The following is a 19,834-nucleotide window of genomic DNA, read 5'->3' on the forward strand; positions in this document are numbered from 1 at the left end:
GCAATTATTTTTGCCTATTTTAAATCATTTTTTATAGTCCTTTTACAATTACTGCATATTCCATAAAAATTCAATTCTCCATAATACACATCAAAGTCATATTTTTTATCTATCATTTTTATATACTTTACCAAATCTGGGCTGTAATATTCGTCTATACTACCACAATATTTGCAAATTAAATGAGCGTGAATCTTTTTTTTGTTAAACATTTTAAGTTCATAGTATTTTTTGTTTTCTATTATATTTTCTGATAATATTCCCTTGCCTACAAAAATTCTTAAATTCCTATAAAGAGTTGCTACACCATAATGGGACCATTCTTTCCTAACTTCCTCAAGGAGTGTATCAAAATCAAAATGAATATTAGGGCTCTTCAAAAATACCTCTATCAAAATTTGGCGTTTCTCAGTTATCTTTAAGCCACTTGCTTTCAATGTTTTTATTATTAATGACATCAAATCGTTTTTGTTTTTATCCATCATAGACCACCATATTTTTAACATATGTTCAATTTAAATATACACCTTTTATTGACATATGTCAATAAAAAAAGAGGCTTCATACAAAAAGCCTAATGCCTCTTTCCACTAAATTACGCATTAACAGCTTCTAATCCTTTTACAGGACAATGAGCGTATTTTCTGTCCTTTGCCACCAGTGTTGTGACTAACCCTTTAGAATATTTATTAAAAAGTATGTCATGGCCTACGCAAAGACCTATTACTACATTGAGTTCTGTATTTTCTTGGTTCATTATCTCTGCCTGTGTTATAGGATTGCAAGTAGCAACAAATCCCTCTTTATCTTTTTGAATGTCTATATCTTCTATATCAATAGAACCGACTTTACAGCAAACAGGAACAATTTTTAAATCATATTGTTCTAATAATTTTACAAATTGTTTCGCTTCTTTACTCATAGAATAACAAAATGCAACGCCAATAGTTTTAAATCCCATCTGTTTAATAAACTCTATTATTTCCTCAGTTCTACTTCTCAACTCTCCATTTTTCTTTTTAGGAAGAGTATTGGCAAAGTTCATTATTTTATGAACCATTTCATCTTGTTTATATATTGCTACAGATTGTTCTACTATATCCCTTCTTTCAACAGTAGGGCAATTTTTCGGGAAATTAGCCTCCCCTTTAGCACAAGGCTTTTTAGGACATATTCCACAAGTATAAATTGCTTTCATTTTATTCACCTCTTGTATACTGTATACAATATTCGCTAAAAAAATTATAGCATATCCCTCTCCCCTGTGCAAGGGGGTTATTCTTCAAAGCAATCTATACAGACCTTTTTCCCCTCCTTAAATCTTATCTCATTCTCCGTAGTGTATTGCCACATATTTTAACTGTATTGAAGGGTATATTACAATGTATCCTCTGGACCTTTTATACTGTCAAGTTCATAAACATAAGGCTTTATATCCAGTATAGGACTTCCATCTAAGGCATCTACACCTTTTACATAAAGTTTATTTCCTTCAATTTTTACAATGTCAGCCACACAAAAAGCTATAGGGTTTGGCCTTGAAGGAGAACGAGTGGCAAATACTCCTTTTACCTCCGGCCCCCATGGAGTGACAGTTTTTATGACATCTCTTTTCCCTAAATGGCACCAGTAAAGAACTATTATGTGCTTTTTACTCTCTATATCATGAAGCCCGTCTTGAAACTCAGGGTATATTTCCAACATTGCTTCCTTATCGCTCACCCTTCCTTGATGAGGCGCTTCCCCTCTCTTTTTATAAGGACTGTGTATCACACCTATAGATATCAATTCCACGGCAATTACCCCTTCCTTTCCGTTAAAGTGGAATGAAAGTTCAGACGGAAGGGACGGTTCTTCATGTCCGAAAACTCAGACGGAAGGAACCGTCCCCCTTGTCCGAGCTGTTAAAGTGGAATGACAACGGGTACTCCTCGGCAGGTTTCTACTGCAACAGGAATCCCATATACAGCCTCTATATTTTCTTCTGTCATGACTTCTATCCCACCATAGACAAAAATGGTATTATCTTTTAAAAGTAAAAATTTATCAGAAAATCTAAGTGCCAAATTTAAATCGTGGCTTATAACAATTGCTGCTATATTTTGCTCTTTCACCGTGTCTTTTATAATTCTTAAAACCTCGATTTGGTTTTTCAAATCCAAATTATTTGTCGGCTCATCCAAAAGCATTACAATAGGTTGCTGTACTAAAGCCCTCGCTATGACTACCTTTTGCAATTCTCCTCCACTTAACTCATTCAAATAGCACAGTGATAATTTTTCTAAATCAAATTTTTTTAACACCTCATTTACAATCTTTATATCCCTTTCAGTCACATCCCACTTTATATGAGGCTTTCTTCCTAAAAGTACCGCATCAAATACAGTAAATCGACCATTCTCATTCCTTTGCGCCACATATCCTATTTTTTTAGCTGTCTCTATTCTACTTAATTTTGAAATTTCATCTTTTTCGATATATATTGCTCCTTTGTGAGGTTTTAGAATTTTATTTATACACTTCAAAAGAGTAGATTTCCCCGCCCCATTGTTTCCTAAAATAGAAAGTAACTCCCCTCTTTGAAGAGTAAATTTAACATCTTTTAAAACGGGCACACTGGTATAACTGAATTCAATGCCATCTATATCTAAAATCATCTCTTATACCCCCTTGAAAGCACATAGAGGAAAACCGGTGCTCCCAAAAAGGAGGTTATAGCTCCCACAGGTAATACTACCGGTGAAATAATAGTTCTGCCTAAAGTGTCTGATGCTAAAAGTATTAAACCTCCCATTACAGAAGAAGCAGGAATTAAAAATCTATGGTCTCCTCCAATTAATCTTCTCATTATGTGAGGTCCAATAAGTCCAATAAAGCCTATAATTCCTACAAAAGAGGTAATGACGGCAGCAATTAAAGAAGAGACAAACATCCCTAATAATCTTACTCTTTCCACGTCAACTCCAAGACCTTTTGCCGTTTCTTCTCCACTGTCTAAAGCATTATAGTTCCATCTGTTAAACATAAAATATATCAGAGAAATACTTATAACTACAGACATTATGCCCAAATCCTTCCATGATGCCCTTCCTATATCTCCAAATGTCCAAAAAACTACAGAAGCCACTTTTACATCATCAGCAAAATACTGCAAAATCATAGTAACTGCTGAAAACAAAGACCCTAAAGCTACTCCTGCCAAAACCATCGCTTCAGGAGTTACTCTAAAGCTTTTTGCCAACATCAATACAACCATTGTCGAACCCATAGAACCCAAAAAAGCAAAAAAGACTACTAAATAAGGATTGTTTATAATCACAGAATCAGAATTTGCAGTACTACCTGCACCAAACACAATTATAGCTACTGCTGCTCCAAAAGCTGCTCCTTGAGAAATACCTAAAGTGAAAGGAGAGGCTAAGGGATTTCTTAAAATGCTTTGGGTTACACATCCTGCAACTGAAAGACCAATTCCTGCTACAATTGCTGTTAAAACCCTTGGCATCCTAATTTTCCAAACTATGATACGAAATCTCTCTTCTCCCTTACCTAACAACGTTTTTATGACATCATAGGTACTAATGCCAGCCGAACCTGCATTTATAGCATATACTGCAAGTACAAATGTAGCCAAAGCTGTTAAAAATATAATCAATATTTTTCTTTTGATATATTTATTATAGCTATCCGGTACAGTATATATAAATGACTGTCTCAAAGCTTCATCCCCTTATCTTTGTAATTCCCCCACTCGAAAAGCGGAGGAATTATGTTATACTCTAAAACTTAATTTTTTCAAAACCCCCATACACTTCTTCCATTTTGTCATACACATTTTTTCCGTAATCTCCAAAAAACAAACTATAAATTTCTTTTGCCTTTTCTACAGGATCGATATCTTTAAATGCTTCTGGATAAAGAACTTTTCCAACCCAATAGGAATCTACCAAAGCTGTGTCAATATTTGTAGTGTAATTGTTGTAAGGTAAAATTCCATATACATTGTCATTTTTAACAGCCTTCAAACTTTTATAAAAATCAGTATTTTTTTGATAATCTTGTTTAACTAAATCAAAGTTCCCTTCATCAATGAATATTATATCAGGATTCCAATCTAATAATTTTTCTCTTTCTATCATGATACTTCCTTTTTGTCCTAAAGTATCAGCTACATTTTTTGCATTTACAGCCATAAAAGGCGGATAATTCCCTTGTGTACTCTCTATACCGTGTGCACCTTTAAATCCTAGTGCACCTATATAAACAGTTGGCTTTTTATCCTCTGATATATCCTTTGTCCTGTCCTGTAAATCTTTTTGAATTCCTTTGATGTAGTCAACTACTTCTTTAGCTCTATCCTCTTTTCCCATAATCTTTCCTATAATCTCTAATGAGGTATATACATCCTCTTCAAAAGTACCGAGTTTGCCATAGCTTAAAACTACCACAGGAATTCCTGTTTTGGCCTGCAAGTCATCAGCTTTGGCTTTGTCGAGCAAAGATATCACAAAAATAACGTCAGGATTTACTTCAACTAATTTCTCTGCATCTGCTGTAGAATCAGGACCACCTTGTCCAATAGTAGGAAGTTGAGCTAATTTCTCTTGAAAAATCATATTGTAGGTTCTACCATCTACAAGTTTTTTGTCTATATTTTCTACTCCTGCGACTCTATCAATCCCATCTATATAGGTTATAAGTCTTAAAGCTCCTGGACCTATCCCTACAACTTTATGTACTGGGGTCTTTATCTCTACCTGTCTTCCAACTAAATCTGTAACTGTTTGAACTGTTTCCTTGGAAGTTTGAGAAGTTTGAGATTGATTTTGTGAAGCTTTACTACAAGCTGTCAAAGAAATGACAATCACTAACAAAATAGCAACTATTCCATTAAATTTTTTTAATTGTTTTGACACTAATTACCCCTCCATTAATAAATTTTTACTATTATCGGTCCATGTATAATGTATACGAGTAGTATAATACGGTGTTACTTTTTTAAAAATTATAACACAAAAAAATAGCGAAAACAATAGGCATTAAAAAAACAGACCAAATTTGGCCTGTTTTTTTAATTCTTAAAATTCTCATATCTTTGACATAGCATCTAAAGCAGCTGAATTTATTGGGTATGACACAGGAGAAGATGTGAGTAGTGGATGTGTCGCCACTTGGAAGGTATTTAATTCTGACGCTGTTGTTCCTTTTTGTATTGCAAGACTTAAAATATTAATCATTTCACCAACATTTTCTCCTCCTGCTATTTGAGCTCCTAACATGACTCCAGAATATCTTGAGAAAATCAATTTTATCTTCACACTCTTTGCATTAGGCAAAGTTCCAGGATGTTTGTCCATTGTGCTAAATTCTCCGATTACTATATCAAAGCCTTCAGCTTTTGCTTGCGTTTCTGTAAGACCTGCAGCAGCAAAAGCAGTATTGTATATCTTTGTAGAAAAAGCACTTATTGTACCTTTATTTTCCCTAACCAATCTTAATTGAAATACATTTACACCTGCAATTTTTGCCTCATTAGCCGCAGTAGAGGCAAGAAGTATAGGAACATTCTTTCTTGTAAAGAAACACTTCTTTTCTGCACAGTCACCAACAGCAAATATATCTGGATCGTTAGTTCTCATGTATTCATCAACTGTTATTGCTCCTCTTTCATTGAGTTTTATACCTGCAGCTTCAGCTAACTTAGTATTTGGTTTCACTCCCATAGCTAATATGACAACGTCAGCTTTTATTCTTTCACCTGTATGCAGTTCTACTTCTTTTACTTTTGTATCCCCTATAAGTTTTGTAACTTTTGTATTTGTTTTTATTGTTATACCATGTTCTTTTAATGTAGCTTCTGCCATATCACTATATTCAGGGTCAAAGGCTTGCCACAAAAGCTTGTCAGCAACCTCAATTATTGTTACATTTTTGCCAAGAAGTTGCACCTGCTCTGCCATTTCAACACCAATAAATCCACCGCCAATTACTACAACATCCTGAGCCTCGTTAATCTTTTGCTGAACAAATTTTAAGTATTCTTCGTCTTTTTTTATTGTAAATACATTTTCTAAGTCATGCCCTGGTATAAAAATAGGAACTATTGGCAAAGAACCTGTCGCTAAAATTAGTTTTTTGTAGGAAATTTCTCCACTCTTTTTAGCATTAACTTTTTTGTTTTCCCTATCAATTGAAAGAACTTCATCTATTATTAAATCAATACCAGCATTGGTAAGCATTGCATCGGGTATAACATTTTTAGATGTGTCTTTTAATGTTCCAAAAATGTACGGAATACCGCAAGGAACCATTACCCGTTCTCCCATTCTTACAACAGTAACTTTCTTATCTTTGTAAGTTTTTTTAGCAGATAAAGCTGCTAAAATTCCACCTGCGCTTCCTCCAATGACCAAAACATCAGTTTCCATCACTTCTATTACCTCCTATATTTTGCATTTTGCTAGAAACTACCCCCTACCCTGTAGGGTACCTCTACGTAAATTATAGGATTATAATAAACTTATGTCAATAAAATATCAAAAATTTGTTAAGAAAATAGTTTAACAATTTTATTGATTTTTTATTAACAATTGTTTTATACGTTAGAAATGCTGGCACAAGACCTCATATTCTTTAAAAAAATAGATGCAGATATGCTAGGAATAGGTCCTTTTATACCTTGCGAAAACACACCTTTAGAAAGGGAAAAAGGCGGCAATGTGGAAATTGTATTAAAAATGTTGGCTTTATCAAGACTACTATTGCCTGACATTAACATACCTGCTACTACTGCTTTGGCTGTTAAAGACAAAGCAGGTTATATTAAAGGACTAAAGTGTGGAGCTAATGTAATAATGCCAAATATAGGTATAGATGAGTATAAAAATTTATATAAACTTTATCCTGGAAAAGTACCTGACAATCCCTCTGAAGCTGTAAATAGCCTTGAAAATATCAAAAAGCTTATTTTATCCCAAAATAGGACAATTGGAAAAGATAAAGGCTATCGTAAAAAAATATTAAATAACAATCGTTCCTTTCTTTACAAAAATTTTTTAGAATAAAGTTCTATAGCTTCCTCAACAGTGTCTACATCTTTCGCTACTATAGGAGTTTTATTCCATTCTTCTTTTATTCTCCTTTGGCTCTCTTTACCCATTGCCTTGCCAATAAAAACTTGACAGTCCTTTAAAACTTCCATTATCTCATCTGTCTCAGCATGTTTATGTTTATCTCCCCCATAGGGATTTTCCCTTCCTTCAACTTTTTTGTAGCTATTATTTTCATCTACTTCAAAGATTATAAAATACTTGCTCATGCCAAAATGCTTATCTGATAAATGTATCTTGTCGTTAGAGCCTATTGCTACTTTTATCACAAAAAGTCCTCCTCATCTGTTAAACAATAATTGATGAACTGGTAGTCAAATAAGATAGTTTGTCTTTTAAAACAGATTTTAGGATTCCATATTCGTCTATTCCCGTACAATGACCTGTATATATTTTCTTTATTCCATAACTATCTATTTTTTTGGCTATTTCTATGATTTCTTCTTCTGGCATACCTCTTAAATGAAAACCTCCAATTAATGACTTGAGAGAACTTCCTTCAAAACGCCTTTTTGCCGTTCTCAAAATATTTAATATACCTGCATGGGAACATCCTGTAATTACATTAATTCCATCTTCCTCTTTTACTACTACAAAAACCTCGTCTAAAAATTTATCTTCTATTTTTTCTCCTTTTTCTTCAATTAAAAAATTCTTAGTAGTGAATTCATTGTCATAAACTATGTCAATGTTTGTGATCACAAAAAAACCTTTTTCTACTTCTGTATCTTCATCTATTAGCACAAAATTATTTTTGTATTTATTATAAATTGCTAAATTAAAACCTATCTCATCTATATTTCCATTTTTCCTCAATGCATATTTTTTATCTAAAATCCGCTTATGAGCATATATTTTTACATTGGGATTCTTTTCAAGTAACCCTTTTAGTCCTCCGATGTGGTCATAATGCCCATGGGTAAGGATCACTTTTTCTATTCTTCCCACCTCTATACCCATTAAACCGCAATTTTTTATAAAGTTTTCACTCTGGCCGGTATCCAGCAAAACTTCTTTATCATCTTTTTTTACTAAAATTGATAATCCATGTTCTGCTACAAAATTTTTATTAAAAACCACATTTTCTATAAGCACTTGTATTTCCAATTATTCTCTCCTCTCTTCTTTAATGGTGATGTTCGTGTTTTTCACAAGGGCTGTTAGAAGATATCAAAGTACCATTGATGTACTTTTCTGCCACTTCTGTAGCATTTCCTTCAGCGCCAGTTATTACATCTATTCCATAACTATTAAAAAGCTCAATAGCACTGGTCCCCATTCCTCCAGAAATTATACAATCAACTCCTTTGTCTTTTAAAAACTCTGGGAGAAATCCTGGCCTATGACCGGGATTAGGTAAAAAAGTAGAGTCCTTTATTTTACCATTCTCCACATCAAAAATCCAAAAACCTTCACAATGTCCAAAATGCATTGAAACTTCTTCGCCTTCTGAAGCAACAGCAATTTTCATTTACTTTCCACCCCTTCATCTAAAATTTCTTTAATCCTAAGCCACATTTTATAAATTTGCTGGTAAGCAGTGCTGTCAGGATTACTACTTAAGCTTTGTAAATTTTTTAAAGCTTTTACAACCGTTTCATCAAAATCTATTTTCCCAACAACCACAATGTTGTTTTCCTCACAATATTTTTCTATTTGTTGTGATACTTCTTTATTTAAATCCCATTTATTGACACACACCACGGAAGGAACTTTAAAGCTTTCTATCGCTGACAATACTCTCTTCATGTCAGCAAAACCAGAAAGTGTAGGTTCTGCAACAATTAATACCAAATCAACACCCGTAGCAGAAGCAAGGACAGGACATCCTATTCCTGGAGTGCCATCAATTATCAAATACTCATCGTTATCGTCACTTACTTCCTTCGCCTTCTTTCTCACCTCTGTCACCAATTTCCCTGAACCATCTGCTCCAGGAAAAAGCTCTGCATATACTACTTTTTCTCCCGACTTTGTCTTGGCATATACTACATGGCCTGTTTTTTCCTCTACCAATTTAATCGCTTCAACAGGGCATTTATACATGCAAAGGCCACAACCTTCACAATAATAAGGATTTACTTCAAAATTAGAAATCGCATTAAAGCGGCAAAGCTCTTCACACATCCCACATTCTATGCACTTGTTTTTGTCAATCACAGCCGTCTCTTTACCGTAAAAGTCTTGCTTTTCTATTATTTCTCCTTGCAAAACTATATTTAGGTTAGGAGCTTCTACGTCACAATCCGCCATAATCTTATTTTTGACAATGGTGCTCAACGTAGTGGCAACTGTGGTCTTCCCTGTACCACCTTTCCCGCTTAAAATTGCTAACTGCTTCATTTTTTTATCAACTCCAATGCATCAGTCGTCAATTTCTCAAATATTCCTTTTACCTCTTCATTAACCTCAATCAACAATTTACCTTTTGAATAGGCCTCTGCAAACTCTTTTTTAAAAGGAATCTTCGCTAAAACTTTTATGCCTTCTTTTTCGCAGTATTCCTCGATAATATTGTCCCCTTCCCCAGCTTTATTAATGACAGCGGCCATAGGAATACCCATCTGTTTCACAAGCTGTACCGCTAAATCAAAGTCGTGCAGACCATAAGGGGTAGGTTCTGTAACCAGAATGCACAAATCACTTCCTTCAATAGAATGTATAACTGGGCAGGAAGTCCCTGGCGGGCTATCCACTATTACAGGTTTATCTACATTCTCAATCAATTTATTAATCTCTTTTAAAATAGGCACTCCAGTCGCTTCTCCATAATTTAATTTTCCGTCTATAAAATCTACGCTTTGGGCTTTGCCCTTCCTTATCGTTCCAATAGGTTTGTATTTTTCTACTATGGCATCATAAGGACACATCTCAAAACAAGCTCCGCAGGAATGGCATAAGTGGTCAAACACGAGAATTTTTTTGATTAATTTTGTCAAAGCTCCAAATCTACACGCTTTTACACACTCACCACATAATGTGCATTTGTCGGAGTTTATTTCAGGTATTATGACTTCAACCGTTTTTTCATCTTCTATTTGAGGATTTAAAAATAAATAGCCGCTAGGCTCTTCTACATCGCAATCAACATACAGGCTATTATTAAAAGTTTTGGCAAGGTTAACAGAAACAGTTGTTTTTCCTGTTCCACCTTTACCACTCAATACAGAAATCTTGACTCTTCTCATCTTCAATGCTCCTTTTAATGATGGTGATGTCCTTGATTTGTCGCTTCTGTTATCTTTTCAAGGCTTCCATTTTTAAAAAGCTCTATGTTTGTTTTTACATCTCCTTCTATTGCTTTATATACTGGAATTTCTGCTGCTTTAAATACTTCCATAGCGTTTGGTCCTACACTGCTTGAGATGAGAACTTGTACACCTTCATCTATAAGAGTCTGTGCCGCTTTAGTGCCCGCACCACTGCTTTGGGCTACTGCAGCGTTGTCAATAACTTTATAATCCATCGTCTCACTATCAACTATAATAAAATATTGAGCTCGTCCAAATCTTGAATCCACCTTAGCTTCAAGAGTTTTTCCTTCTGAGGAAATAGCTATTTTCATATTGCATCCTCCATTTCATTATTGACATATGTTACTTACATTTATTAATATATTATTATTTTTGTCATATGTCAATAAATTTATTAAACAAAAAGCGCACTTAATCTGTTTTACTATAACACTTTAGCCAAATTATATCAAATTAAAGCATAAAAATAAGCAGCCACTTGCGTGACTGCGACTTTTAAAACTAATTATTCCTCTTTTTTATCGTCTTTTTTCTCTAATTGGTCCAATCTTTCTTTTATATATTTTAATTGGTCTTCCAAATATTTTGCTTCGGCACTTAAAACATCTTTTTCATTTATATTGTAGCCAGGATATTGAGGATACCCATAACCATACCATCCTCTTGCCCAACCAGGAAGTCCTGTTAAATAGTACATATGTCTAAATCCTCTTCCTCTGCCGAACCAACCGAAACCTGTTCCATCTCCTCTTGGCATATCAATCCCTCCTCTTTTATTTTGGTCATATGACCATTACCTAGTTATATAATATCACTGTTATGGACTTATGTCAATAATATTTTACCCAAAAAAAGCTTTTTATTGTTGAATTTTTAAAACCTGATTTAATTCTTCACGTATTTTCATTATATTTCTGTTATATGATATAATGAAATCAATGGAAGGTTTACTATAAAAATTTAGACTATTTCGAAAAAAACTGAGATAATCTATAATAAATTTACCAGAGGATGAACTGATAAATAAGATTGATTTAAAAAAGCATATCCAGGAAGAAAATAATAAAAAGAAGGGGGCTTAAAATATGCCTAAAATATCTGCTTTTGAAAAACATTTTGACAGATATGAAGAATGGTTTGAAAAAAATGAATACGCCTATCAATCGGAATTAGATGCTGTAAAATTGCTTATGCCGAAATTTGAAAAAGGGTTGGAAGTAGGAATCGGAACTGGAAAGTTTGCAGTACCTCTAGGTATAAAAAGCGGAGTAGAACCTTCTTATCAAATGAGAAAAATTGCTTTAGAACGGGGTCTTAATGTGGTAGATGGAGTAGCAGAAAATCTTCCGTTTGAAGACAACTCTTTTGACCTTGTTTTAATGGTGACGACTGTATGTTTTGTAGACGATGTGCTAAAATCCTTCAAAGAATGTTTTAGAGTACTTAAAAATAGCGGTACAATTTTAATAGGCTTTGTAGATAGAGAGAGCACAATTGGCAAAATATATCAAACAAATAAAGAAAAAAGTCTATTTTACAAAGAAGCAACGTTTTATTCTACAAGTGAAATAGTTGAATTGCTTTACGAAGCAGGATTTAAAAATTTCAATTTCTCACAGACCATTTTTAAAAAACTTGATGAAATAAAAGAAAAAGAACCTGTAAGATATGGCTTTGGCAAAGGCTCCTTCATAGTAATAAGCGCTAAAAAATGATATTTGAACTACACTTTTTAAAACAAAGCTTTTATTACGTTGTCTAAAAAATCCCCTTCTTTGGGTTGCGTATCCTCTTTTGATTCTATTTTTTCTATCAATGTACCTGATAAAACAATTTGCACATTTTGATTTCTATCCACAATTATTGAGATAGGTTCCAAAGCTCCACTAAGTATACCTAAAATAACCATTATCTGTGAAGGGGTTAAGACTCCCTTCTTTTTTTCATCTCCTCCTTTTCCACCTGTATTATCTTTTTCACCATTTTCCCCATTCCCTTTATCACCTTTCCCTCCATCTACATCAGGATGTTCTCCACCTCCTTCATCTTTATCCTCCTCCTTATTTTCTTTTTGACCATTCTCTTCGCTATTTTCCCTTAATCCTAGCTTTAATAGCAAATCTTTCAATTGGGATTCTAAATTATCCGATGAAAACATGTATTTTCTCCCCCTATAACTTTTATGTCATCTTATTGGCAGTGGAAAAATTATTATCGCTGGCTCTTCAGGTTTTGCATAACCCAAACCGAAATAGAGAATCAACGAAAGTACAATTACAAGCAAATAAGCATTTAATCCTTCTTTTTCTTCTTTCATAGCGATCACTCTTTTCATATAAAATTTTATATACTCATTTTTATATATGATTTTATAGTTTGTCTTGTGCTTGTACTGAATAATAAATATAGGCCTCCACATTAGTATGGAAGCCTATGCTTGTTGGCAAAGTCAGAAATTTATAAATAGGGTATATTCCATTTAAGCCAATATTTGGGCCAGCATATAAAATTATACATTTAATTGAATAAAAAAGTCAAGAGAGGTCAAAATTACGTAGTCTCCCTCTCTATCAGAGTTATAGGCAAAATATTTTCTTTTTCCACCTTTTCACCATCTATTTGGCGTAATATCAGTTCAATAGCTTTTCTTGCTATTTCTTTAATTGGTTGTCTTACGGTTGTTAAAGAGGGAACTACCAAATTAGCAACATTTATATCATCATAACCTACAATTTTCAAATCTTGAGGTATTTTTTTATTTAACTCTTTAGCCACACTTATTACAGAAGCAGCGATTAAGTCACTGCTGGCAAATATACCATCAATGTCTGGATGTTCTTTAAAAAGGCCTCTTACTATTTTTTTAAATTCTTCTATTTCAAAGCTATTTAATTTTGTTTCTACAACGTAATGTTCCACACCCTCTTGTGTTGCTACATCTTTGAACGCTTTATAACGGTTATTAGCCGGTGTATTCAAAATCAATGGTCCGCTTATGTGAGCGATTTTTTTACATCCCTTTTGTATTAAAAGTTTTGTAGCCAAAATTCCACCTTTATAATTGTCTGAAGCTACATAAGGTACATTGGAATAATATCTATCAATTGCTACTATAGGAAGTTTCACATTTAAATATTGCTCTGCTTCTAAGGTATGACTGCCAATAATTATACCATCAACTTGATGTCTTTTCAGCATATCTATATATCCTTTTTCTTTGCTACTATCTTGCCCAGAATTGCACAACAAAATTTTATAACCTTCTTGATAAGCATAATATTCTATATAACCGGTCAATTCTGCAAAAAAAGGATGTGATACATTGGGAATTAATAAACCTATTAAATAGGATTTTTTTCTGTATAAGGACCTTGCTAATTCGTTAGGCTGGTAATTTAATTCTTTCATCGCCTCATAGACTTTTTTTCTCGTTACCTCGCTTATATAGCCTCTGTTATTTAAAACCCTTGATACAGTCGTAACAGTAACTCCTGCTTTTTTCGCTACGTCTTTTATAGTTGGCATGTCTATCACCTTCTATTACTACTTTTTATCTCCTTTTCTATTATACCTTTATCGTCATTACAATTAAAGTTTTCTTTGAGACAGTAAGTGTATTAAAATCGCTTTTCTTTCGCTTAATTTAGCCTACAAAATTTTTATATGGACTAATGGCATATTTTACAACGATTTTACACCATGTACTAGTAAATATTTTACTTCTTCTAATGTTGGCATTGCAGGAATTGCTCCTCTTTTAGTTGTACATAGGCCACCGGTAGCATTAGCAAAGTCAATAATTTTTTCGAGTTCTTGAGTTTTTAATTTCTCTATGGGATAATCTATTTTTGATATATTATAAAGAACTCCTCCTAAAAAAGCATCTCCAGCTCCTGTTGTATCTACCACATTTACACGATATGCAGGTATATGTCCTGTGCCCGATGTATGTCTATAATAGCAACCTTTTGCTCCTAAAGTTACTAAAACTAGTTTTATCCCCATATCAAATAATGTTTTACTGCCATATTCCAAGTTTGATTCTCCAGTTAGAAATTGTAGTTCGTCTTCAGATAGTTTCACTATATCTGCATATTGTAATCCCAAAACCATTTCTTTTTTCGCAACAGTTTCATTTTCCCATAAAGGTGGCCTCCAATTTGGGTCATATGAAATAATTTTTTTATTTTGTTTTGCATATTCAATAGCTTTTAATGTGGCACTTCTCGCAGGTTCATCTGTCATAGATAAAGACCCAAAATGAAATATTTTTCCTTTTTCTATCAAATCCAGTTCAATATCCTCTTCTTCCAACATTGTGTCAGCTCCCGGATTTCGATAAAAAGTAAAGCTTCTGTCTCCTTTGTCATCAAGATGTACAAAAGCAAGAGTTGTATTTGCTTTTGTAGTAAATTCTAAACCGTCAGTATTAATTTGATTATTTTCAAGCACTTTTTTTAAAAAATATCCAAATTGGTCATCACCTACTTTACCTATAAAAGCACCTTTTCCTCCTAATTTTGTAACAGCAGTTAACACGTTTGCAGGTGCTCCCCCAGGATTCATTTCAAATAGTGTATTTCCATTATCAGAAAACCCTGCAGGAGTAAAATCAATCAGCAACTCACCTAAAGCTATAACATCATACATTATAATCACCCCACACAGATTTTATTTTACACTGTGGTAACGCTCACTTTAAATTTATCAATAAATTTAATCTACAACAATATCCCATTTATTTAAATAATTAATTTTGCATTCCCCTTTGGAATATACAGATATATTCACTGAATTTTTGCTAGGATATATCCTTCCACTCATTACTTTTTCCCAATCATTAATAAATATCTCAACCGAACTTACATCTACAAATACTCTGAGTTTAAGTTTATTATTTTTTAAAGCTACATTTATTTTCCTTTCTCCTTTAGGTCCTATACCTGATTTATTGCGGTCAAATATAAATAATGATTCATCTCTTTTATATGATAAAATAGTTTCTTCATTGTCTCCTTTTCTTATTTTTAAACCAAATTCCTCTGCTTTACCCCCCTCAAACTCAACTTCAAGTTCATAACAGTCACCATATGTGTCTAAGTTTTTTTCTCCATCTATCTTTAAGTTTATAAGCTTATAATGATTTTTTCTGTAGTTTTCTATTTCTTTAATCGGCCTAAAATATAATTTACCATTAACCATTAAAATTTCCCTTGGTAATGTCATGGCTCCAGCCCAATTATGGCCTCTTTCCTGTGTTGGCATAACTTCCCCCCACATATCCATCCATGCAACCATAAGCCTTCTTCCCAATTTATCACTAGTAGTTTGTGGAGCATAAAAGTCAAATCCATAGTCAATCTGTTGATAACCATCAATATCAAACTTAAATATCCCTTTGTTTATGTCTAAATCTCCAATAAAATATATAGATGAGTGAGTACTATTAAAATCATTCCCTCTAGTTTTTATATGTTCTGCAGATACCATCAGTACATGCCTGCCCTGTAATTCAAATAAATCAGGACATTCCCAATTGTAACCTGTGTTTTCATTCCCTCTCGCAAGTATATTTACAAAATCCCAATCTTTTAAATTTGTTGATTTATACAATAATACCTGCCCGTGTCCATTTCCATCATTTGAACCTAACATCATGTAATAATATTGTCCGTTTTTAAAAACTTTAGGGTCTCTAAAATCCTTTTTACTTGCTTCTTCTGGAATTTGCTTTTCTCCAATTACAGGATTTTTACTATATTTTACGAAATTAATACCATCTTTCGAGTAAGCCAAATTTTGAACCTGCTTATAATTTTTACTCTTATCAGGTCCTGTATATATGTGTCCAGTATACAGCAAACATAACATATCGTCTTTTTCAATGGCACTACCTGAAAAACACCCATCTTTGTCAAAATCATCTCCCGGCACTAACGCTATTGGAAGATAAGTCCATTTAACCAAATCCTTACTAATCGCATGCCCCCAATGCATCGGCCCCCAAACTGCATCATAAGGGTTGTGCTGATAAAACAAATGGTAATTATCCTTGTAATATATAAATCCATTAGGGTCATTAATCCAACCATATTCACCCATTAGATGGTATTTCAATCTATATTGTAAATTTAATCTACTCTTATTTGCTTGAATATACTTATTTGCATCATTTATATTTCTCAATTCCAATTCTACTACCTCCAGACCTTTATTTTATTGAACCCTTTAAAACGCCTTCTATAATCTGCTTTTGCATTAGTAAATATACAATTATTACAGGAATTGTAGCTAACATAAGAGCTGCCATAGCAGGCCCATATTCAATCGTGTAAGTTCCATAAAAATAGAAAACAGATAGCGGTAAAGTTCTCTGCTCTGGTGCCATAAGTACTAAATATGGCAATAGAAAGTCATTCCATATCCATAATATATCCAATATAGCTATTGTTGTTGTTACTGGCTTTAAAAGCGGAAAAACAATTTTAAAGAAAGTCTGAAGCTGGCTGCATCCATCAATAGTAGCAGCTTCTTCTAATTCCAATGGTATACTCTTTATAAAACCGTGATACATAAATACAGCCAAAGATGCACCAAAACCTACATACATATAAATCAATGCCCATTTGCTATTCATCATCCCGATAGAACCATATATTTTTACAAGGGGTATCATTATCCCTTGGAAAGGAATAATCATAGACGCCACCATAAAAAAGAACATAAACTGATTGAACTTCCACTTTTTTCTCACAAATATATAAGCAGTCATTGATGACAGCAATGTAATCAAAAATACACTAAAAGCAGTTATAATCAAAGAATTCAAAAAAGCATGCATATAATTCATTTTTGTAAAAGCATCAATGTAATTGCTTAAATTCAGCACCGACGGAAGCTTGAGTGGGTTTTCTAGTATTTCCTTTCTCTCTTTAAAGGAATTAATTAAAACTATAAAAAATGGAAATATATAAAGTACCAAAAAAATACTTAAAGCAAAAAATTTTATTCCATTAAGTAGGCGATTATTCTTTTCCATCAATTTTCCACCTCCAGCTTTTTGCTAAAATACACTTGAAGCAACGTCACAGCCGCTACCACAAAAAAGAGGAAAAACGCCTCTGCTTGACCAATACCATACTGTTGACTTAAAAAAGCAGTGTTATATATATGAAGTGATATGAGTTCGGTGCTTTTGTAAGGCCCTCCATTTGTCAAAGCCAAGTTTATATCGTAAACCATAAACCCTCTTTGTAAAGTCAAAAAAACACTTATAGTAAAAGAAGGCGCCATTAACGGAAGTATTACATTTTTTAATCTTTGATAAAAATTTGCACCGTCTATACTTGCCGCCTCTAACAAATCTCTCGGTATATTCATAAAACCTGAAATATATATCACCATCATATAACCAGTATACTGCCAAACTGTCACAATAACCAAAGCCCAAAAAGCTTTGTCAGGATCTGACAGCCAAGAACCTGACAAAATCGGTATATCATATGATTTTCCTAAATATACTAAAATGTTTGAAAAAATAAATTGCCATATAAAGCCTAATAATATCCCGCCTATCAAATTGGGAGTAAAAAATCCTGCTCTAAAGAAATTTTGGCCTTTTACGCCACTTGTCAACATATATGCTAAGAAAAATGCTATAACGTTAATTAATATTACTGTGAAAAATACATATTTTAATGTCAATAAAAAAGATGTCCAAAATACTTTGTCTTTGAATGCTTGTAAATAATTTTGAAAACCTACAAAAGAATGTGTAGCAGAAATACCGTTCCAATCAGTAAAAGTTAAATATATTCCATATAAAAACGGTAGTATTATTACTGTGAGAAAAGCAAAGGTAGTAGGTCCTGCAAATATCAAGTACGTTTTGAGTTTAGCCAACAAAGTTTTTTCTTGATTCACATTCATATCCTCCTTCACACTTTTATATTGAATAACGGATAGACAATAACATTCTATCCGTTATTCAATCAAACCTTACATATTATTGAATATTTTTCCAATAATTTTCTATTTCGTTAATCAAGCCTTTTCTGTCAATTTTGCCTGCCAAATACTTCTGCATTGAAGCTCCTAACTTTGACCAATGGTCAGGTGGCAATGTAGTCATAAACTCTAAAGTATTACCACTCTTAACATACTGCAAAATAGATTTAGCAAGGGGATCTTGCGGTTGTAAAGTTATATTTTTAAATGCAGGTATAATGTTAAGTTTGTTCACAAGCATGTCTTGACCTGTAGAGCTGTATACCAACCAATCTAAAAATTTCTTAGCTGCATCTTGCTGCTCAGCACTATTTTGTGTTTTATCTATGCCGATAAATTTTGTTACACCTACAGGTATACCTGAATTACCATAGTCATCTGGGTTATTGCTGATTGGTACAGGTATAAAGCCGTATTGTCCATTTGCAGTATCAAATTCTTTTATCTGTGGCCATGCCCAATTTCCCATAAACCAAAATCCAACTTCACCTTTACCAATAAGCTCTGGTCCTCTATCATAAGTCGGAGATAATGGATCATTTTTATCTATGTTGTACTTTTTCATCATGTCAAAAGTCTCCATTAAGCCATTAAACACTTTATTATTTGCTAAATCAACTTTTCCAGCTTTTAAGTCTGATAAAAATTGAGCTACTTGAGCAGGATCTTTAGATTGGGCTGCATATGCTATTGGAAGGAAATGTCCGCCCAAAGACCAATCCATTGGAGAAATTTCTAGTGCGTTAGCACCTGTTGCTTCTACTTTTTTAAATGCTTCTTCTAAAGCATCTCGCGTCTTTATAGAACTCGGATCAAAGTTTCCACCATAAGCTTTGTCCAGTACAGCCTTGTTGTAAATAAGTCCATATCCTTCAACAGCAAATGGGAACGCTATAACCTTTCCATCCACTGTAGCTGCATTTAAAGCACCATCTATTGCATCTTTTACCCACTTTTCACTGCTTAAATCTAAGAATTTATCTTTGAATTTTGCTATATCACCTGGATCTAACATTGCCATTGTCGGTGCATTACCAGATGCATACATGGAGGTAACCTTTTCAAAAGGTGACTGACCGGCTGCTGCAGGAATGACTTCTACAGTAATATTCGGATTTTCTTTTGTAAAAGCTTTAGCTGCATCTTCTAATTGAGCCTGAATTTCCCCCTTAGAATTTAGCAAAGTAATTTTTACAGTCTTTGTTGCCGTGGCAGTACTATTACTTTCTCCATTATTGCTGCTTTTTGTACCACAGCCTGCCATGAGCGAAAAAACCAATGCAAACGTCAACATAATGGATAAAATTTTTCTTTTCATGACAATCCCCTTTCTTTGAAATCTTTTTAATTTACTTTTATTATACTTGATTAATTTTTATATGTCAACCGTTTGACATAAATTTTTTGATAAAATGTCAACCGTTTATAATACGGTTGACATTTTTGAAACTTATTAATATTATA

General features: G+C 33.4%; 23 protein-coding genes and 1 pseudogene. 2 read left to right on the forward strand and 22 right to left on the reverse strand.

The window, feature by feature from the left end:
* Nucleotides 1–14: 14 nt before the first annotated feature.
* The 7 genes from M663_RS0105550 to M663_RS0105580 form a co-directional block, all read right to left on the reverse strand.
* Nucleotides 15–482: a Fur family transcriptional regulator gene (locus tag M663_RS0105550; RefSeq protein ID WP_029688245.1), complete on the reverse strand. Its 468-nt coding sequence runs from the start codon at nt 480–482 to the stop codon at nt 15–17.
* Nucleotides 483–595: 113 nt separating this feature from the next.
* Nucleotides 596–1,198 carry a DUF1847 domain-containing protein gene (locus tag M663_RS0105555; protein WP_029688246.1) on the reverse strand — a complete coding sequence of 201 codons (603 nt, stop codon included), beginning with the start codon at nt 1,196–1,198 and terminating at the stop codon, nt 596–598.
* A gap of 179 nt (nt 1,199–1,377) precedes the next feature.
* Entirely contained in the window at nt 1,378–1,794 is a 417-nt protein-coding gene (gene tsaA / locus M663_RS0105560) for a tRNA (N6-threonylcarbamoyladenosine(37)-N6)-methyltransferase TrmO (protein WP_029688247.1), read from the reverse strand.
* A gap of 110 nt (nt 1,795–1,904) precedes the next feature.
* A complete protein-coding gene (locus tag M663_RS0105565; protein ID WP_029688248.1) occupies nt 1,905–2,657 on the reverse strand; it encodes an ABC transporter ATP-binding protein in 753 nt (250 codons plus the stop codon).
* The gene (locus M663_RS0105570; protein ID WP_029688249.1) at nt 2,654–3,718 is read right to left on the reverse strand and encodes an iron ABC transporter permease; all 1,065 of its coding nucleotides are present in this window, start codon (nt 3,716–3,718) and stop codon (nt 2,654–2,656) included. Before M663_RS0105570 ends, M663_RS0105565 begins: the two co-directional genes overlap by 4 nt.
* Nucleotides 3,719–3,779: 61 nt before the next feature.
* Nucleotides 3,780–4,916, reverse strand: coding sequence for an iron ABC transporter substrate-binding protein (locus tag M663_RS0105575; protein WP_029688250.1), 1,137 nt, complete (start codon nt 4,914–4,916; stop codon nt 3,780–3,782).
* 171 nt (nt 4,917–5,087) lie between these two features.
* Nucleotides 5,088–6,428 (reverse strand): FAD-dependent oxidoreductase, encoded by a 1,341-nt coding sequence (locus M663_RS0105580; RefSeq protein ID WP_004403546.1) that lies wholly within the window; start codon nt 6,426–6,428, stop codon nt 5,088–5,090.
* Nucleotides 6,429–6,599: 171 nt separating this feature from the next.
* On the opposite strand from M663_RS0105580, the pseudogene M663_RS0105585 reads away from it, so the two are divergent.
* Nucleotides 6,600–7,064, forward strand: a pseudogene (locus M663_RS0105585) ([FeFe] hydrogenase H-cluster radical SAM maturase HydE); the annotation flags it as partial.
* On the opposite strand, the gene M663_RS0105590 reads toward M663_RS0105585, so the two are convergent.
* From M663_RS0105590 to M663_RS0105620, 7 genes are all read right to left on the reverse strand, one after another.
* Entirely contained in the window at nt 7,043–7,378 is a 336-nt protein-coding gene (locus M663_RS0105590; RefSeq protein WP_003870840.1) for a NifB/NifX family molybdenum-iron cluster-binding protein, read from the reverse strand. The pseudogene M663_RS0105585 and the gene M663_RS0105590 sit on opposite strands and share 22 nt — an antisense overlap.
* 19 nt (nt 7,379–7,397) lie before the next feature.
* Entirely contained in the window at nt 7,398–8,216 is an 819-nt protein-coding gene (locus M663_RS0105595) for an MBL fold metallo-hydrolase (protein ID WP_029688252.1), read from the reverse strand.
* A gap of 19 nt (nt 8,217–8,235) precedes the next feature.
* Nucleotides 8,236–8,580: a NifB/NifX family molybdenum-iron cluster-binding protein gene (locus M663_RS0105600; protein ID WP_029688253.1), complete on the reverse strand. Its 345-nt coding sequence runs from the start codon at nt 8,578–8,580 to the stop codon at nt 8,236–8,238.
* Nucleotides 8,577–9,452 (reverse strand): ATP-binding protein, encoded by an 876-nt coding sequence (locus M663_RS0105605; protein ID WP_029688254.1) that lies wholly within the window; start codon nt 9,450–9,452, stop codon nt 8,577–8,579. Before M663_RS0105605 ends, M663_RS0105600 begins: the two co-directional genes overlap by 4 nt.
* Nucleotides 9,449–10,297, reverse strand: coding sequence for an ATP-binding protein (locus M663_RS0105610; protein ID WP_029688255.1), 849 nt, complete (start codon nt 10,295–10,297; stop codon nt 9,449–9,451). Before M663_RS0105610 ends, M663_RS0105605 begins: the two co-directional genes overlap by 4 nt.
* Nucleotides 10,298–10,311: 14 nt before the next feature.
* The gene (locus M663_RS0105615) at nt 10,312–10,674 is read right to left on the reverse strand and encodes a NifB/NifX family molybdenum-iron cluster-binding protein (protein WP_003870835.1); all 363 of its coding nucleotides are present in this window, start codon (nt 10,672–10,674) and stop codon (nt 10,312–10,314) included.
* Nucleotides 10,675–10,868: 194 nt separating this feature from the next.
* On the reverse strand, nt 10,869–11,120 hold the full coding sequence (locus tag M663_RS0105620; protein WP_029688256.1) for a DUF5320 domain-containing protein: 252 nt from the start codon (nt 11,118–11,120) through the stop codon (nt 10,869–10,871).
* 328 nt (nt 11,121–11,448) lie between these two features.
* On the opposite strand from M663_RS0105620, the gene M663_RS0105625 reads away from it, so the two are divergent.
* Nucleotides 11,449–12,078, forward strand: coding sequence for a class I SAM-dependent methyltransferase (locus tag M663_RS0105625; RefSeq protein WP_029688257.1), 630 nt, complete (start codon nt 11,449–11,451; stop codon nt 12,076–12,078).
* A gap of 17 nt (nt 12,079–12,095) precedes the next feature.
* On the opposite strand, the gene M663_RS0105630 is transcribed toward M663_RS0105625, so the two are convergent.
* The 8 genes from M663_RS0105630 to M663_RS0105665 all read right to left on the reverse strand — a co-directional run bounded on the left by M663_RS0105630 (nt 12,096) and on the right by M663_RS0105665 (nt 19,688).
* A complete protein-coding gene (locus tag M663_RS0105630; RefSeq protein WP_029688258.1) occupies nt 12,096–12,521 on the reverse strand; it encodes a hypothetical protein in 426 nt (141 codons plus the stop codon).
* A gap of 27 nt (nt 12,522–12,548) precedes the next feature.
* Nucleotides 12,549–12,698, reverse strand: coding sequence for a hypothetical protein (locus tag M663_RS15305; RefSeq protein ID WP_156770930.1), 150 nt, complete (start codon nt 12,696–12,698; stop codon nt 12,549–12,551).
* A 215-nt stretch (nt 12,699–12,913) separates the two neighbouring features.
* Nucleotides 12,914–13,888: a LacI family DNA-binding transcriptional regulator gene (locus tag M663_RS0105640; protein ID WP_029688259.1), complete on the reverse strand. Its 975-nt coding sequence runs from the start codon at nt 13,886–13,888 to the stop codon at nt 12,914–12,916.
* A gap of 156 nt (nt 13,889–14,044) precedes the next feature.
* On the reverse strand, nt 14,045–15,013 hold the full coding sequence (locus M663_RS0105645; RefSeq protein WP_029688260.1) for a carbohydrate kinase: 969 nt from the start codon (nt 15,011–15,013) through the stop codon (nt 14,045–14,047).
* A gap of 66 nt (nt 15,014–15,079) precedes the next feature.
* On the reverse strand, nt 15,080–16,555 hold the full coding sequence (locus tag M663_RS0105650; RefSeq protein ID WP_029688261.1) for a glycoside hydrolase family 32 protein: 1,476 nt from the start codon (nt 16,553–16,555) through the stop codon (nt 15,080–15,082).
* 19 nt (nt 16,556–16,574) lie between these two features.
* Nucleotides 16,575–17,402: a carbohydrate ABC transporter permease gene (locus M663_RS0105655; RefSeq protein WP_012269102.1), complete on the reverse strand. Its 828-nt coding sequence runs from the start codon at nt 17,400–17,402 to the stop codon at nt 16,575–16,577.
* Nucleotides 17,402–18,286, reverse strand: a complete 885-nt coding sequence (locus tag M663_RS0105660; protein ID WP_029688262.1) for a sugar ABC transporter permease — start codon at nt 18,284–18,286, stop codon at nt 17,402–17,404. Before M663_RS0105660 ends, M663_RS0105655 begins: the two co-directional genes overlap by 1 nt.
* Nucleotides 18,287–18,368: 82 nt before the next feature.
* Nucleotides 18,369–19,688 (reverse strand): ABC transporter substrate-binding protein, encoded by a 1,320-nt coding sequence (locus M663_RS0105665; protein ID WP_029688263.1) that lies wholly within the window; start codon nt 19,686–19,688, stop codon nt 18,369–18,371.
* Nucleotides 19,689–19,834 lie beyond the last annotated feature (146 nt).

Origin of the sequence: Thermoanaerobacter sp. A7A (genome assembly GCF_000445185.1) — a bacterium.
Lineage (GTDB): Bacteria > Bacillota > Thermoanaerobacteria > Thermoanaerobacterales > Thermoanaerobacteraceae > Thermoanaerobacter.